This window comes from Paraburkholderia aromaticivorans (assembly GCF_012689525.1).
In the GTDB taxonomy this organism is placed as follows: Bacteria; Pseudomonadota; Gammaproteobacteria; order Burkholderiales; family Burkholderiaceae; genus Paraburkholderia; species Paraburkholderia aromaticivorans_A.
On record NZ_CP051515.1, the window covers coordinates 1,612,651 to 1,628,131 of the forward strand.

Annotated in this window: 17 protein-coding genes and 1 riboswitch; of the genes, 10 read left to right on the top strand and 7 right to left on the bottom strand. The window is 63.7% G+C overall.

Annotated elements, in window-relative coordinates; genetic code table 11:
- Positions 1 to 122 precede the first annotated feature (122 nt).
- On the top strand, positions 123 to 1,145 hold the full coding sequence (locus HF916_RS19135) for an alpha/beta hydrolase (protein ID WP_168790426.1): 1,023 nt from the start codon (positions 123 to 125) through the stop codon (positions 1,143 to 1,145).
- Between the two features lie 55 nt (positions 1,146 to 1,200).
- Here HF916_RS19135 and HF916_RS19140 read toward each other — a convergent pair whose 3' ends face one another.
- The gene (locus HF916_RS19140) at positions 1,201 to 1,620 is read right to left on the bottom strand and encodes a secondary thiamine-phosphate synthase enzyme YjbQ (protein WP_168790427.1); all 420 of its coding nucleotides are present in this window, start codon (positions 1,618 to 1,620) and stop codon (positions 1,201 to 1,203) included.
- Between the two features lie 57 nt (positions 1,621 to 1,677).
- Positions 1,678 to 1,998 (bottom strand): thioredoxin family protein, encoded by a 321-nt coding sequence (locus tag HF916_RS19145; RefSeq protein WP_168790428.1) that lies wholly within the window; start codon positions 1,996 to 1,998, stop codon positions 1,678 to 1,680.
- A 253-nt stretch (positions 1,999 to 2,251) separates the two neighbouring features.
- Between HF916_RS19145 and HF916_RS19150 the strand changes: the two genes are divergently transcribed.
- The 5 genes from HF916_RS19150 (at position 2,252) to HF916_RS19170 (ending at position 6,820) form a co-directional block, all read left to right on the top strand.
- Positions 2,252 to 2,548 (top strand): DUF2628 domain-containing protein, encoded by a 297-nt coding sequence (locus HF916_RS19150; RefSeq protein WP_168790429.1) that lies wholly within the window; start codon positions 2,252 to 2,254, stop codon positions 2,546 to 2,548.
- Between the two features lie 137 nt (positions 2,549 to 2,685).
- The gene (locus HF916_RS19155; protein WP_168790430.1) at positions 2,686 to 3,198 is read left to right on the top strand and encodes a hypothetical protein; all 513 of its coding nucleotides are present in this window, start codon (positions 2,686 to 2,688) and stop codon (positions 3,196 to 3,198) included.
- A gap of 173 nt (positions 3,199 to 3,371) precedes the next feature.
- Complete coding sequence (locus tag HF916_RS19160) at positions 3,372 to 4,700, top strand: sugar efflux transporter (protein WP_168790431.1); 1,329 nt, start codon at positions 3,372 to 3,374, stop codon at positions 4,698 to 4,700.
- 374 nt (positions 4,701 to 5,074) lie between these two features.
- Positions 5,075 to 6,112, top strand: a complete 1,038-nt coding sequence (gene gnd, locus HF916_RS19165) for a phosphogluconate dehydrogenase (NAD(+)-dependent, decarboxylating) (RefSeq protein ID WP_168790432.1) — start codon at positions 5,075 to 5,077, stop codon at positions 6,110 to 6,112.
- 15 nt (positions 6,113 to 6,127) lie between these two features.
- Positions 6,128 to 6,820 carry an HAD family hydrolase gene (locus HF916_RS19170; protein ID WP_168790433.1) on the top strand — a complete coding sequence of 231 codons (693 nt, stop codon included), beginning with the start codon at positions 6,128 to 6,130 and terminating at the stop codon, positions 6,818 to 6,820.
- An 82-nt stretch (positions 6,821 to 6,902) separates the two neighbouring features.
- Here the strand turns inward: HF916_RS19170 and HF916_RS19175 are convergent, their stop codons facing one another.
- Positions 6,903 to 7,439 (bottom strand): ankyrin repeat domain-containing protein, encoded by a 537-nt coding sequence (locus tag HF916_RS19175; RefSeq protein WP_168790434.1) that lies wholly within the window; start codon positions 7,437 to 7,439, stop codon positions 6,903 to 6,905.
- A gap of 124 nt (positions 7,440 to 7,563) precedes the next feature.
- Positions 7,564 to 7,689, bottom strand: coding sequence for a hypothetical protein (locus HF916_RS51520; protein WP_277352290.1), 126 nt, complete (start codon positions 7,687 to 7,689; stop codon positions 7,564 to 7,566).
- A gap of 397 nt (positions 7,690 to 8,086) precedes the next feature.
- Here HF916_RS51520 and HF916_RS19180 point away from each other — a divergent pair, with 397 nt between their 5' ends.
- Both HF916_RS19180 and HF916_RS19185 read left to right on the top strand, forming a co-directional pair.
- Positions 8,087 to 10,480, top strand: coding sequence for a phosphoketolase family protein (locus HF916_RS19180; RefSeq protein WP_168790435.1), 2,394 nt, complete (start codon positions 8,087 to 8,089; stop codon positions 10,478 to 10,480).
- A gap of 13 nt (positions 10,481 to 10,493) precedes the next feature.
- Positions 10,494 to 11,654 carry an acetate/propionate family kinase gene (locus HF916_RS19185; protein ID WP_168792069.1) on the top strand — a complete coding sequence of 387 codons (1,161 nt, stop codon included), beginning with the start codon at positions 10,494 to 10,496 and terminating at the stop codon, positions 11,652 to 11,654.
- Between the two features lie 3 nt (positions 11,655 to 11,657).
- On the opposite strand, the gene HF916_RS19190 is transcribed toward HF916_RS19185, so the two are convergent.
- A complete protein-coding gene (locus HF916_RS19190) occupies positions 11,658 to 11,918 on the bottom strand; it encodes a BON domain-containing protein (RefSeq protein WP_168790436.1) in 261 nt (86 codons plus the stop codon).
- 121 nt (positions 11,919 to 12,039) lie between these two features.
- Positions 12,040 to 13,251, bottom strand: coding sequence for a D-amino acid dehydrogenase (locus HF916_RS19195; RefSeq protein WP_168790437.1), 1,212 nt, complete (start codon positions 13,249 to 13,251; stop codon positions 12,040 to 12,042).
- 185 nt (positions 13,252 to 13,436) lie between these two features.
- Positions 13,437 to 13,530: riboswitch (glycine riboswitch) on the bottom strand.
- 220 nt (positions 13,531 to 13,750) lie between these two features.
- Between HF916_RS19195 and HF916_RS19200 the strand changes: the two genes are divergently transcribed.
- A complete protein-coding gene (locus HF916_RS19200) occupies positions 13,751 to 14,383 on the top strand; it encodes a LysE family translocator (RefSeq protein WP_168790438.1) in 633 nt (210 codons plus the stop codon).
- Positions 14,384 to 14,527: 144 nt separating this feature from the next.
- Positions 14,528 to 14,923 (top strand): PaaI family thioesterase, encoded by a 396-nt coding sequence (locus HF916_RS19205; protein ID WP_168790439.1) that lies wholly within the window; start codon positions 14,528 to 14,530, stop codon positions 14,921 to 14,923.
- Positions 14,924 to 14,949: 26 nt separating this feature from the next.
- Here HF916_RS19205 and HF916_RS19210 read toward each other — a convergent pair whose 3' ends face one another.
- The gene (locus HF916_RS19210; protein WP_168790440.1) at positions 14,950 to 15,477 is read right to left on the bottom strand and encodes a GNAT family N-acetyltransferase; all 528 of its coding nucleotides are present in this window, start codon (positions 15,475 to 15,477) and stop codon (positions 14,950 to 14,952) included.
- Between the last annotated feature and the right edge of the window lie 4 nt (positions 15,478 to 15,481).

Below are 15,481 nucleotides of genomic sequence, written 5' to 3' on the forward strand. Positions count from 1 at the left end.
CGCATTGCATGCCATTCACAGGTATAGCGCTTGCTGAAATTGACCGCATGCACGGTTGTCGAGCGCCAATCATGAAAGCCTCCGATGAGCCCGTGCCCCTCATTATCTGCAGGAGCATGGACATGACACTCGGCGATACGATCAAAGGCATGGTCGGCATGGATCCAACGGGACATGCCGATCCCGACATGAAAGCGGTGCTCGACGCACTCAAGAGTCTCGACTCGAAGCCCATCGAAGATTGCACAGTGGAGGAGGCGAGGCAGCAGCCCACGCCCGCCGACGCCGTCAGAAAACTGATGCAGGACCCGGCGTTTAGCGCGCGGCCTGCGCTGGAACTGGAGGCGGTGCGCACGCAAGACATCATGATTCCGGGCGCGGCCGGCAGCAATCCGGCGCGGGTCTACACGCCGCAAGGCGAGGGGCCGTTCCCGCTGATTCTGTATTTCCACGGCGGCGGCTGGGTGATCGCCGATCTCGATACCTACGATGCCACACCGCGCTCAATGGCCGCGCAGAGCCGGGCGATCGTGGTGTCCGCGCACTACCGGCAGGCGCCGGAGCACCGATTGCCGGCCGCGCATGACGACGCGTTCGCCGCATGGGGCTGGCTGATCGGGAACGCGGCGAGTCTCGGCGGCGACCCGAACAAGATCGCGATCATGGGCGAGAGCGCCGGCGCCAATCTGGCGATCAACGTATCGATCCGCGCGCGCAATACGGGCATCCGCATGCCGATGCACCAGGCGCTCATCTATCCGGTGGCGAGCAACAACATCGTGTCGATCTCTTATGAAGAGAACCGCAACGCCAAACCCTTGAACAAGCCGATGATGCTGTGGTTCGTGCATAACGTTATCAACAGCGAGAGCGATCTCACCAGTCCGTTGATCGACGTGGTGAGCGTGGATCTGTCACGCTTGCCACCGGCGGTGGTGGTGACGGCGGGCATCGATCCGCTGCGCTCGGACGGTGAGAAGCTCGCACAGAAGCTGCACAGCGCGGGCGTGCCCGTCGAGCATCGCAACTATCGGGGCGCGACGCACGAGTTCTTCGGCATGGCAGCGGTGCTGCAGGCGGCGCGCGATGCGCAGGCCTTCGTGTCGCTCGCGCAGCGCCAGGCATTCGGCGGGGCGCCGCTTTGATGCGGTGAGCGGTCCGTTGTCCTCGATCGATCTTCGGGGGCAATGGACCGCGCCGTCATTCGCCGATCAGATGCAGCACGATGTCCCGATGCTGCGTGTGGCGGCGATGCTCGAACAGATACAAGCCCTGCCACGTGCCGAGCACCATCTGCCCGTGTTCGACCGGTACCGACAATTGCACTTGCGTGAGCGCGGTGCGCAAATGCGCCGGCATGTCGTCCAGGCCCTCGGCGTCGTGCTCGTAGCGCTCGGCGTCTTCGGGCGCGAGGCTCGCGAAGTAGCGCTCCAGATCGCGCTGCACCGAAGGGTCGGCATTCTCCTGAATCAGCAATGAAGCGGACGTATGCCGGCAAAACAGCGTCAGCAGGCCAGTATCGATGGCCTGCGCGACGACGAAGCGGCGCGCTTCGTCGGTGAATTCGACGAGGCCGCGACTCCGGGCCTTGACGCTCAGGTGATGGATGGCTTGTCGCATGATCAGTGTCGGGTTGAGATGGCGCGGCGCATAGAACGTGGCGTGCGCTGCTCGACCTCAGAGCGACGTGAGAACGTCCGCGATTGCCGCGGCGTTGGCCGGGCGGACCACGCGCGCGACTTCCGTGCCGTCGCGCATCAGGATCAGCGTGGGCCAGTGTTTGACCTTGAACGAGCGGCCGAGCGGCCGGCCCGGGCCGTCTTCGATCTTCAGATGCCTGAGGCCGTCGTGCGGTTCGAGGGCCTGGGCAATCGACGCTCGCGCGCCCTGGCAGTAGCCGCACCAGTCCGTGCCGAATTCGACGAGGGTGGCGCCCGGCAGGGCGTCGAGTTGGGCTCGCGAGGGGGCTTTGGAAGAATAGGCTGTCTGGGTTGCCATGCGTGCTCCGGAGCGGTTTAACCTGTGCAGGGAGGGGTATGCGCCGTCGTGGCGTCCCCTGCGGGTGGATTTGCCAAGAGTAGCAGCTATCCCCGGAATCGTCAGTGAGCGTGGCCTCGCCGTAATGCGCGGCGCGGCTTGGTGCGCGGCGGTGTGAATTTCACGCAAACTCATATTCTTGCCGGCATGGCGTGTTAAACATCGTCCGGTGTCGCCGGAAGGCGGCGAATCATCGAGGTCGGAAAGGAAAGAAATGGGCGAAAGGATTTATCTGCGGTATCCCGGCAAGGACGAAACCGTCGCGGTGGCCACCGGTTTCAGTTGGGGCGCGTGTCTGCTGGGCTTCGTGTGGGCGTTGTCGAAGAAAATGTGGTTTGCCGCTTTCGTCATGCTGGCGATCAATCTTTTGCTGTTCTGCTCGGGCCTGTGGGGCGAAACGGCCGACCTGATCGGACTGGTGCTCTCGGTGCTGTTCGGCATCGCTTGCGGGATGTATGGCAATCAGTGGCATCGGTGGACATTGGAGAAGCGCGGCTACGTCGTGCTGTAGCACGGCCTGTAATGCGCCGCCGAAGATCGCTGCGCGGGAGCAGATATTGCTGGCCACACGCCGCGCCTACGCGCATCAAAACAACCAAAACGAAACGCATCGTCGAACCTGTTCCCAATGCGTCATGGAGGCATCCCATGCCCAATGCAGTTGCTGCACGCCGTTCCGCCGTGTTGTCCAACCCGCTGCGCCGCAGCCTGGCTGGCGTGGCGCTGGCCGTGTCGCTCGGTATCGCGCCGCTTGCGCATGGCGCCGACCCGAGCGCAGCGCCGGGCGCGGGGATGACCAGCGCACCCGGCGCTTCGAGCGCCACCGCACCTGCAACATCCGCCGCGTCAGCGCCCGACGACACCTTCCTGCTCACCATCTTCCTGCGTCACGACGAGTCTAAACCGCTGCCGAAGATCAACGACCAGTTGCGCGCACAAGGATTCTTCAAGACCTTTCCGCCGCCCGGCATCGAAGTGGTGTCGTGGTACGTAATGATGGGCATCGGCCAGGTGGTCACGCTACGCGTGCCGGCGAGCCGTCTGCGCGAAGTCAACCGGGCGATCGAAACGACCGCGTGGGGCGGCTATCGCACCGAGTTTTATCCGACCTACGACTACAAGGCGCAAGCGCAGCAAATGCGCGCAACGGACGGCAAGTAGCGTGCTCCACGCCGTCAGTTGTGCGGCAACGGTGCGGTCTGCAATTTTGGGATGCGGTGGTGCGGGTTTACGCGCCCGCGAGCTAGGCCGATAATGCCCCGGTCGTTCCGGCCACGAAGTGTGCGGCGTGCATTGCGCGTCGCAAGCTCGCTTTCCCTGACTCACCGCCCCTCGTGTTAAAAACCTCACGTTTTTTCGATCTACTGCGCATTCCCGGCTTCAAGCCGCTCGCCGCCGCGACGCTCATGCTCGGTGTGGCGATGTCGTTCACCGCTCCCTATCTCTCCCTGTTCGGCGTCGAGCGCGCCGGCATGACGCCGTTCAGGCTCGGCATCTTCATGACGCTGATCGCGGCGAGCGGGGTGCTCGCCAGCACCTTCGCGGGCCGCTGGAGCGACGCGAGCGGACGGCACCGGCCCTTGCTGCTGGCCGCGCTGATCGCGGCGGCGCTCGGTTATCTGTGTTTATGCGTCGTGCGTGACTACCGGCTGCTGCTGGTGGTCGGGATCGTCTTTATCGGCGCGGGCGGCTCGGCCATTTCGATGGTGTTCTCGTTCAGCCGCGCGGCCTTGCCCGTATCGGACCCGGAGGAACGCGTTTTCGCCAGTGCGACCTTGCGGACCATTCTGTCGGCGGCATGGGTGTTCGGGCCGTCGGTGGGCGCGCTGGTGCTCGCCGCCAGCAGCTTTTACGGGCTCTTCCTGTTCGCCGCCGCCAGTTTCGGCGCCTGCGCGACGATCGTCTGGCGCATGCGCGAGCCGCAAGGCCATCTCGGCGATCACACGGTGGAAGACACCGCGTCGGAGCCGTCGGCGTCGATCACCGTGCCGCCGCTGACCACGCCCGGCGAAGAGGCGCACGAAGATTTGCCGGGCGTCGCCTCGGCCAACGACATCGGCCGCGCGGTCGCCGCGCTCACCTTGCTCGGCCTCGCCGCGAACGCGACCATGATCGTGCTGCCGCTTTACATCGTGCACGGGCTGAACGGCACGCATCTGGACGTGTCGGTGATGCTCGGCCTCGGCGCCTTGATGGAGATCCCGATGATGCTCGCGCTCGGCGCGAAGTCGTCGGCGCTGCACAAGCCCAACTGGCTGGCCGCCTGCGCCGCCGTGCACGCGGTGTATTTCGTCGGCATGTCGCTGGCGGGGACTGTCCACGTGCTGATCCCGATGCAAATGCTCAACGCCTTCGTGGTCGCCGTGACCTCGTGCCTCGGCATGACCTATGTGCAGGACCTGATGCCGCACGCGCCCGGCCGCGCCACCGCGCTCTTCTTCAACGCGGCGCGCGTCGGCTCGATTCTCTCGGGCGTGTTGTCGGGTTTGCTGGTGCAGGCGTTCAGTTATCGTGGCACGTTTCTGTTCTGCGGCTTGCTGGCGCTGTGCGCGCTGGTGCTATTCGCCGTGCCGGGCGATCGCTATCCGTTGATGTGGAATGCCGTAAAGCGTTTTGCGCGTTCGCAATATGGCAAGCTCCAGGCACGGCAGCGACAGCGCTAGACGCGCCGCCGCCAACGGCAAAACGAACTGTAAGAAGGCAGTCAGCGGAATCGAAGCCTGTGCGAGCCATGCCTGGCAACCCAGCCCACCCCCAACCCCAACCGCCAGGAACTTTACGCCGCGCAAAACCTCTGCAAAAGGGCGTATCGTCTTTCGATGCATGCGGCGATGCCCGCTTCGCTGCAAGAGCGATTCAGGGCTGCTACCGTGTGCCCGGCGCACGCGAAAAAACATCACTACAGTAAGCGTAGCCACATGCGATCCTTGGCGCCGCGACTGAAGCGCTCAGCGAAAACGCAGCATAGCCGCAGTAGAACGAAGCAAATCACCGAAGCACATCCAGCAGCGCAACGAGGCACTTTCCGGAGCGAGATATGCAGCTAGGCATGATTGGATTGGGGCGCATGGGCGCCGACATGGTGCGGCGCCTGACGAAGGGCGGTCAGCACTGTATCGCCTACGACGTGCAGCCGGCGGCGGTCGAGAAGCTGAAACAGGACGGCGTGGCGGGCGCGGCATCGCTGGAAGACCTCGTCGCGCAACTCGACAAGCCGCGCGCCGTGTGGCTGATGGTGCCGGCCGCCGTGGTCGACATGACGTTGGAGAAACTCGTGCCCTTGCTGGAGCCGGGCGATATCGTGATCGACGGCGGCAACTCCTACTATCACGACGACATCCGCCGCGGCACTGAGCTGGCCGGGCGCAAGCTTCACTATGTGGACGTCGGCACCAGCGGCGGCGTGGCGGGCCGCGAGCGCGGCTACTGTCTGATGATCGGTGGCGAGCCGGAGATCGTGAAGCGGCTCGAACCGATTTTCGCGACGCTCGCGCCGGGTGCAGGCTCAGAGCCGGCCACACCCGGCCGTACCGCCGGAGCGAGCACCGCGGAGCAGGGCTTCCTGCATTGCGGGCCGCAGGGCGCGGGGCACTTCGTCAAGATGGTCCACAACGGCATCGAGTACGGCATGATGGCCGCGTATGCCGAGGGCTTGAACATCCTGCATCACGCGGACGCCGGCAAGCATGCGCGCGAAGTCGATGCGGAAACTTCTCCGCTGCGCCGTCCCGAGCTGTATCAATACGATCTGAATCTCGCCGACGTCACCGAGGTCTGGCGGCGCGGCAGCGTGATCAGTTCCTGGTTGCTCGATCTGATCGCCGGGTCGCTCGTCAGCGACGTCGATCTGAAGAACTACGCAGGACGCGTATCCGATTCGGGCGAGGGGCGCTGGACCGTGGCGGCCGCCATCGACGAGGGCGTGCCTACGCCGGTGCTGAGCGCGGCGCTGTTTGCGCGTTTTAGTTCGCGCGGCGAGGCGGATTTCGCGAACCGGGTGCTCTCGGCCATGCGGAATGATTTCGGTGGCCACGCCGAGAAATCGGCCACACCGTCCGATACGCCGAAAAGCTGATTCCAGGGAGCCGCGATGCCAGCCACTACCTCTACGCCGCACGACGTCGTGTTTCTGTTCGACTGCGATAACACCTTGCTCGACAACGACCACGTGCTGTCGGATCTGCGCGCTCACATGACGCGCGAGTTCGGCGCGGAGAACAGCGCGCGGTACTGGGAAATCTTCGAGAACCTGCGCGCCGAGCTTGGCTACGCCGACTATCTGGGCGCGCTGCAGCGGTATCGCTCGGAGCGTCCACGGGACACGCGGCTGCTGTTGATGTCGTCGTTCCTGATCGAGTATCCGTTTGCGAACCGCCTGTATCCGGGCGCGCTGGATGCGCTCCGGCATGTGGGCGAGCGCGGCCCCACGGTGATCCTCTCCGACGGCGACGTGGTGTTCCAGCCGCGCAAGATCGCCCGCTCGGGGCTATGGGACGAGGTCGGAGGGCGCGTGCTGATCTACATCCACAAAGAGTTGATGCTCGATCAGGTGATGGAGTGTTATCCCGCGCGCCACTATGTGATGGTCGACGACAAGCTGCGCATTCTCACGGCCATGAAAAAGGCGTGGGGCGCCAAACTGACGACGGTGTTTCCCCGCCAGGGGCACTATGCATTCGATCCGAAAGAGATCGCCAGTAATCCGCCGGCGGATGTGACGGTGGAGCGGATCGGGGAGTTGGCGGAGATCGACGTGGAGTCTTTGTTGGCTGAGAAAGGCTAGCGGTTCGCGGCGCTTTGCGCGTCCCCATGTACGTGTCATGCACAGGGAGAGCGAGAGCGCCGCGGGCCAATGACGGTTCGCTTTATGAACCGAGTTCCTTCAGGCGCGCTTGCGCATCGCCGGCGCCCATGCGGCCGGCTGCATCCATTGCCGTCACGCCGTTCGCATCGCGGGCCTTCGGGTCCGCGCCATGCGCAATCAGCAACTCCATGATCGCCGTGCGATTGAACATCGCGGCAATCATCAACGCGGTGCGTCCGTCCGGCGACGCGCCTTCCACATCCGCGCCATGCGCGAGCAAGGTTTCGACGACCTTGTCGAAGCCCTTGAATGCCGCGCCCGCAATCGGCGTTTGTCCGTTGTCGTTACGCAGATTCGGATCGGCGCCGCGTTCGAGCAGCGTGCGCACGGCATCCACGTGACCGTGGTAGCTGGCGAGCATGATGAGGCTGTCACCTTTGTCGTTGCGCAGATTCGGTGGAACGCCTTTTTCGATCACCGCCGCGAGCATGGCGGCGTCGCCGCTCCGCGCGAGGTCGAAAACTTGATGCGCCAGTTCGAGCAACTCCGGATCGATCGGCTGGCCGGACGGCGGGGAAGTATCAGCGTGGTCCGTCAATGGAATCTCCTTGCAATGAAGCCAGGCGCCCCAGGTCTCGGGAAAGCAGGAGACCCTGCGTGAAGGCGCCGGGAAGATTGCTCAGGATACACATTTTGCGCCGGCGACGCCCACGCGGCGGCGCTCAGGCGTGACCGAACAGCTTGACCAGCAAACCGAACACGCCGATCAGAATGGCGACACCCGCAAACAGGAACACGAATGTCAGAACGAGGATCAACGGCGCTTTGAGGCGGCTGGGTGTCGGCATGATTGAGCGTTCAGGTAAGGGGCGAGCAAAGCGGGATGCGCCAGATGCGGTCCGCCGTCGCGCATGCGGCATCAGGAGCTTAAAGGCATTCACTTAAATGCGCTTGAAGTCTAGCGCATGCGGCGTGAGGCCGACGGTTGCCGCTGTCGCGAAGTCGCGGTTGGATCAAGCTTTGGACGATTGTGTCGAACCATGCGGCGCGCTTCCTGTCACACTGACGATCATCCGGCAAGGCTGCTAGAGCCCGCTGTCACGGGCCTTTGTCCGTACGCTTTCGTTATGTCATCCGCATGACAGGATGGCCGGTCTCGCGGATTTCTTTCGCGCCGGCCACCTCGTGAACCATCGTTGCCGCATTCGCCAACCTGCCTGACAGTCCTTTTCAAGGAGTGACGCCATGGCCGAAGCAACCTCTCATCCCACGCCGCCGCAAACGCTGGACGCCGACACATTACGCAACATGGATCGCTACTGGCGGGCCTGCAACTACCTCTCGGGCGGCATGATCTATCTGCGCGACAATCCGCTGCTGCGCGAACCGCTGAAGCCCGAACACATCAAGAACCGCCTGCTGGGCCACTGGGGCTCGGACCCGGGGCAAAGTTTCCTGCTCGTGCATCTGAACCGGCTGATCAAAAAGCTCGATCTGAATGTGATCTACGTGGCCGGTCCCGGTCATGGCGCACCGGCCACGCTGGCCAATTGTTATCTGGAAGGGCACTACTCGGAAATCTATCCCGACCGCAGCCAGGACTTAGCCGGCATGCAGCGCTTCTTCCGGCAGTTCTCGTTTCCCGGCGGCATCGGTTCGCATTGCACACCGGAGACGCCCGGCTCGATCCACGAAGGCGGCGAACTCGGCTATAGCCTCTCGCATGGCTACGGCGCCGCGTTCGACAATCCCGATCTGATCGTCGCCGTTATGATCGGCGATGGCGAAGCGGAAACCGGTCCGCTCGCCACTTCGTGGCATTCGAACAAATTCCTCAATCCGATCCGCGACGGCGCGGTGTTGCCGGTGCTGCATCTGAACGGCTACAAAATTGCTAATCCGACCATTCTCGCGCGCATTCCCCGCGAGGAACTCGAAGCGCTGCTAACCGGCTACGGCCACAAACCGTATTTCGTCGAAGGCGACGATCCCGCCGTCATGCATCAGCAGATGGCCGCGACGCTCGAACAATGCGTCGGCGAAATCCGCGCGATCCAGCAGCATGCGCGTGAGAGCAACGACGCCTCACGACCGCGCTGGCCGATGATCGTGCTGCGTTCGCCCAAAGGCTGGACCGGTCCGAAGGAAGTCGACGGACACAAGGTGGAAGGCTCGTGGCGCGCGCATCAGGTGCCCGTGCCCGATCCGGTGACCAACAGCAAAAGCCTGAAGCTGGTCGAGAGTTGGCTGCGCAGCTACGAGCCCGAAACGCTGTTCGACGAAGCAGGGCGCCTCGTGAAAGAACTGCGCGAACTCGCGCCCGAAGGCGCGCGCCGCATCAGCGCCAATCCGCATGCGAACGGCGGTCTGCTCTGCAAGACGCTTGACATGCCGCCGTTTCGCGATTACGCAGTGGTGGTGAAAAAGCCAGGCGGCTCGTACATATCGCCGACCGAGGTGCTCGGCAAGTTCCTGCGCGACGTGATGCGCAACAACATGACGAACTTCCGCGTGTTCGGCCCCGACGAGACTTCGAGCAACAAGCTGACCGCGATCTATGAAGCGTCGGAAAAAACCTGGCTCGCGCAAACCGAGCCGAGCGACGCGGACGGCGGCGAACTCGCGGTGGACGGCCGCGTGATGGAAATGCTCAGCGAACACACGCTCGAAGGCTGGTTCGAAGGCTACGTGCTGACCGGCCGCCACGGTCTGTTCGCCACCTACGAGGCGTTCGTCCACGTGATCGATTCGATGTTCAACCAGCACGCCAAGTGGCTGGAGAAAGCCAAGCGCGATCTCGGCTGGCGTCAGCCGGTGCCGTCGATCAACCTGCTGATCACGTCGCTCGTCTGGCGTCAGGATCACAACGGCTTCACGCACCAGGACCCCGGCTTTCTGGATGTCGTCACGAATAAAAGCCCGGACGTGGTGCGCATTTATCTGCCGCCGGACGCGAACTGCCTGTTGAGCGTCGGTGATCATTGCTTGCGTTCGCGCGATTACGTCAACGTGATCGTCGCCGACAAGCAGCCGCATCTGCAGTATCTCGACATGGACGCGGCGGTCACGCATTGCACCAAGGGCATCGGCATCTGGGACTGGGCGTCGACGGACCAGGGCGTCGAGCCCGACGTGGTGATGGCCTGCGCGGGCGACATCGCGACCATGGAGGCGCTCGCCGCCGTGCAGATTCTGAAGGAGCAGTTCGCCGACCTGAAGATCCGCTTTGTCAACGTGGTCGACCTGTTCCGGCTGATGCCCGAGCATGCGCATCCGCACGGCCTGTCCAACCGCGATTTCGATTCATTGTTTACCGCGACCAAGCCGGTGATTTTCAACTTCCACTCGTATGCGTCGCTGGTGCACAAGCTGACCTATAGCCGCACGAACCACGACAACCTGCATGTGCACGGCTACCACGAGAAGGGCAACATCAACACGCCGCTCGAACTCGCGATCATCAACCAGGTCGATCGTTTTTCGCTGGCGATCGACGTGATCGATCGCGTGCCGAAGCTGCGCGGTGTCGGTGACCATGCGAAGGAATGGCTGCGTGGCCAGATCATCGAGCATCTGGCTTATGCGCATGCCGAGGGCATCGATAAGGAAGAAATCCGCAACTGGACGTGGAAAGGCTGAGCGAGGCATGACCATGCACACTCAAGACTCCACGCAGGATCAAACGATTCTGGTGTTGAACAGCGGTTCGTCGTCGCTGAAGTTCGGGCTGTTCCGGCATGCGGGCGATGACGAATCCCTATTGCTGGAAGGCAGCGCGGAAGGCATCGGGCGCGACGACGGCAGTTTGCGGATCAAGGCGCCCGATGGCCGCGTGCTGGTGCAGCAGGAGCGCGTGCTCGAATCGCAGATCGACGCGTTGCAAAAGCTCGCGCAGGTGCTCACGGAACAGCACCATGCGCGGCCTTCGGCGGTGGGGCATCGGGTGGTGCATGGCGGACCGCATTTGCGCACGCATCAGCGCATTACCGCCGACGTGCGCCGTCAATTGCATGATGCCGTGCACTTCGCGCCGCTGCATATTCCGCCGGCGCTTGCGTTAATCGACGAGGCGGAGAAGATTTTCGGCGACGCGCCGCATTTCGCCTGTTTCGACACGGCGTTTCACGCCACGCTGCCGCCGCGCGCGGCGCACCTTGCGTTGCCGCGCCGTTATGCGGAAGCCGGTGTGATGCGCTACGGTTTTCACGGGCTGTCGTACGAATCGCTGGTGACGCGGCTCGGCGCCGACTTGCCGGCGCGCGCGGTGTTCGCGCATCTCGGCAACGGTTCGAGTGTGTGCGCGTTGCGCGACGGCCAATCGATCGATACGTCGATGGGTTTGACGCCGACCGGCGGCGTGCCGATGGGCACGCGCAGCGGCGATCTCGACCCGGGCGTGCTGCTGTATCTGATGCGCGTGGAGAAGCTCGATGCCGGCGCATTGGAGACGCTGCTGAATCGCCAGAGCGGCCTCGCCGGTTACGCGGACGGCGAAAGCGATATGCAGGCGCTGGAAAAACGCGCCGCCGCGGGCGATGCGAATGCGTCGCTGGCGCTCGACGCGTTTGCGACCGCTGTGCGCAAGACGATCGGCGGCTATGCGGCGCTGCTGGGCGGAATCGATATGCTGGTGTTTACCGGCGGCATCGGCGAACACAGCCAGGAGATTCGCAAGCGCGTCTGCGACGGGCTCGCTTTCATGGGGCTGACGGAAAGCGATCCGGCAGGCAAGGTGAGAGCGATTCACACCGAAGAGGAAAAGCAGATTGCGCGGCATTGCCGCACGCTGTTGCGGCAAACGCAGGCAGACTGACCTTCATTTAGCCTTGACGACGGTGTGATCCGATACGCCAGTTACACCGAACAGGCGCGTCACGTCTTCGAGCGCCGCAGTGCGTTGCTGATCGCGTTGCAACTCGCCACGCAGCGTAATGCGGCCGCGCGAGACGTGGACTTTCACGGCGTGTTCGGGGACCGCGGCGTCCCAGGCGAGACGCCGCGTCGCCTCCGCGGCGATCTGCGCATCGCTCAGACGTGCGCTGTCTGCCTTGTGTTTCTCTGCTCGGGCGTGAGGCATGGGTTTCTCCGCTGCGCTGATACGTATGGGGAGAACACTAGCAGAAGTGGCGAATTTTGCATTCGGCGGCGGCTGCCGTGACCTCGGGCTACCGCCGCCCGCAGAACGCTGTCAGCAAGCGCTACTGAATCGCCCCCGCCAGCACCTGCGCCGTCGCGGCCGACAACGTCCAACCGAGATGTCCATGCCCGGTGTTGTAGAACACACCGCGCCGTTTGCCACGGCCCACCTTGGGCAACATGCTCGGCAGCATCGGCCGCAAGCCCGCCCACGGAATCACGCGCGAGGTCGACACCTCGGGGAAATGACGCCGCGTCCAGTCCACCAGCGGCGCGATCCGGTCCGAACGGATATCGCGGTTGAAGCCGTTGATCTCCGCCGTGCCGGCCACGCGAAAGCGATCCACGCCGAGGCGGCTCGTGACGATCTTCGCGCTGTCGTCAAGCAGGCTCACCCACGGCGCGCGCTGCTGGCTGAGTTCGTCGTCGAGACAGACCGTGATCGAATAACCTTTGACGGGGTAAATGTTCACGTGGTCGCCCAGCATCGACGCGAAATCCCTGCTCTTCACGCCCGCGCACACGACGATCCGCTCGAACGCGAACCGCTGCGACTCGCCTTCGAGATCGACCGTCAACGTAAAGCGGCCCTCGGCAGGCTGCTCGATCGACGTGATCTGCGCGTCGTAATGAAACTCGACGTCGTGCCGCACGCACGCCTCAGCGAGCCCGCGCGTGAACTTGTGAATATCGCCGGTCGAATCGGACGGCGTGAAGAAGCCGCCGTAAAAATCGCCGTGCAGCGTGGGCTCGATGCCATGCAGTTCGCTCGTCGTGACCGGATTGCGGTCGAGCCCGCCTTCGCGCAGCAGTTCGTTCACCTTGCTCGCGGCATCGAATTCCTTGCGGGACTTGTAGATGTGCAGAATGCCGCGCCGCTCCAGATCAAAGTCGATGCCCTCGGTCTCGGCGATCGAAAACAGATGCTCGCGCGCGGTGATCGCGAGCCGCACGGTTTCGACGGTGTTCGCCCGGTAGTGCGGAATCTGGCGCAGGAATTCGCCCATCCACGAGTACTTGTGCCAGTTCGGTGTGGGATTGAGCAGCAGCGGGGCGTCGCGTGTGAGCATCCAGCGCAGGCCTTTCATGACGGTGGCCGCGCTGTTCCAGACTTCGGCATTGCTGGCGGACAACTGGCCGCCGTTGGCGAACGAGGTCTCCATCGCCGCATAGCGATGGCGCTCGAAGACGGTGACGTGGTGGCCGCGCAGAGCGAGGGCGTGAGCGGTCGTGACGCCGGTAATGCCGGCGCCGATGATGGCGATTCGTGACATGACATGGTCCAGAGTAGTTGAGCATCACCGGTGTCGATTTCGTGTCGAAACCGGCGTCGATGCCCCATCTGTCCATGTACCTGAGAGTTTCTTCCCCACGCCAGCCGGGCCCGATGCGAGCCGTGTGCGGGGAATCCCCTTCGGTGGGCGCATAGGCATTCGCCAATGCGCCGCTCTCCAGATGTTCCTGCTGCGCGGTCCTTTTGCCTGAGAGTTTCCGGGGCGGTTGCTCCGTCGGCGTCGTCACGAACGTCTGACGATCTCTCCCGCGCTGCATTGCAGAACGGCTCGACAATACCGTTCAAAAAATTCCGCCGCAAGTCTTTCCTGCGATGCACTGCGCAAGCGGCGGTCAGACACTGCGCGCCCGCGGATGAATGCGGCTCATGCTTCGATGCGGATTTTTCAAGCCCGGCTGCAAGGCTGAAATCGCTCGCATCGGCTATATTGTGCGGCACTGCCCGACTTCCAAGACTTCCAGTTCAAAGAGGAGAATGACGTGCCCGCCTTCACAACACTGCTCGCCTTCGGTCTGATCTCGCTCGGCATGGTGCTCACGCCGGGGCCGAACATGATCTATCTGATCTCGCGATCGCTCTGTCAGGGGCGGCGCGCGGGTCTCATATCGCTCGGCGGCGTCGCGCTCGGCTTCGTGTTCTACATGTTCTGCGCCGCGTTCGGCATTACCGCGCTGCTGTTGACGGTGCCGTACGCGTACGACGCGTTGCGCTTCGGGGGCGCGCTCTATCTGCTGTATCTGGCGTGGCAGGCGGTCAAGCCGGGTGGCCGTTCGCCGTTCCAGTTGCGCGATCTGCCGCACGACAGCCGCCGCAAGCTCTTCACGATGGGCCTCGTCACCAACCTCGCGAATCCGAAGATCGCGGTGATGTACCTGTCGCTGCTGCCGCAGTTCATTTCGCCGGGGCACGGCAGTGTGCTCTCGCAGTCCGTCGCGCTTGGCTGCGTGCAGATCGTCATTAGCGTGACGGTCAATGCGCTGATCGCGAGCATGGCGGGTTCGATCGCCGTGTTTCTCGGCGGCCGGCCGGTGTGGCTGCTGGTGCAACGCTGGCTGATGGGCACGGTGCTCGCCGGACTCGCGGTACGCATCGCGCTCGATTCGCGTCGCTGAGCTGTCTCGATGCGCGCTATCCGTTGCGCGACCTGAACACCCAGCCGTTGAACAGCGCCCCGCAGAGCATCAACGCGCTGCTCATGATCGGCCGTGCACTACCCGCGCCCGCGCATCTCTTATCTCGAACACAAAGGCCCGCCCATGTCCGACTTTCCCATCGACAACCCGTTTCTCGAATCGCTCGGCGTTCGTCTCACGCAATGGCGCGATGGCTACGCCGAACTGCTCATGCCGATCGATGCCAGCAAGCTCAATCGCCAGGGCGTGCTGCAAGGCGGCGCCATCGCGACGCTGCTCGATGCGGCGGCGGGCTATGCGGGACTCTTCGCAGCAAGCGGCGCCCCGGCGCGGCATGCTTTCACGCTCTCGCTGACCACCAACTATCTCGACAAGGGACTCGGCGAGTCCGTCACCGCGAAGGGTTTTCTGGAGCGCGCGGGCCGTTCGATTTTCTTCTCGCGCGGCGAGGCCTGGGTGGACGGCAAGCTGCTGATCGCCAGCGGGCAGGGCACGTTCAAGTATTCACGGCCGGCTTGAGGCGTAGCGACCGATTTGCAGGCTCGTCACTGCGCCTTGTACATGATCGTGGTCGCGTCGAACTCGTGGCTATGCGTGCCACGAGCGTAGCCGGGGATCACGCCGGCTGTCCGATAACCCAGTCCGGTATAAAGCGGCTCCGCGTGGTCGCCAGTGCGGGTGTCGAGCGTGAGGAGGCTGCGCTGCAATCCATGCGCATGGCGTTCGAGTTCCGTCATCAGCAACCGCGCGATGCCCCGGCGGCGGAAGCCTGGATGAACCAGCAGCTTGCGCACCTCGGCGCGATGCCGCTGATTCGGCATCGTGTCGTAGGCCAGTTGCACGGTGCCGGCGATCGTCTCGCCTTGACGCGCGACCAGCAACACCAAGCCACCGGCACGCAGCGACGACAGCACGTTGCCGCGCCAGAACGATTCACTCTCGTCGACGCCACAGGGCATGACAAACCCGACGCTGGCGCCGTCATGCACGCAGGCACGCAGCAGTGCGCCGAGTTCGGGAACATGACGCACGAGGTCGTCGGCGGTGAACGTGGTGATGGTGGTCTTGCTCATGCTC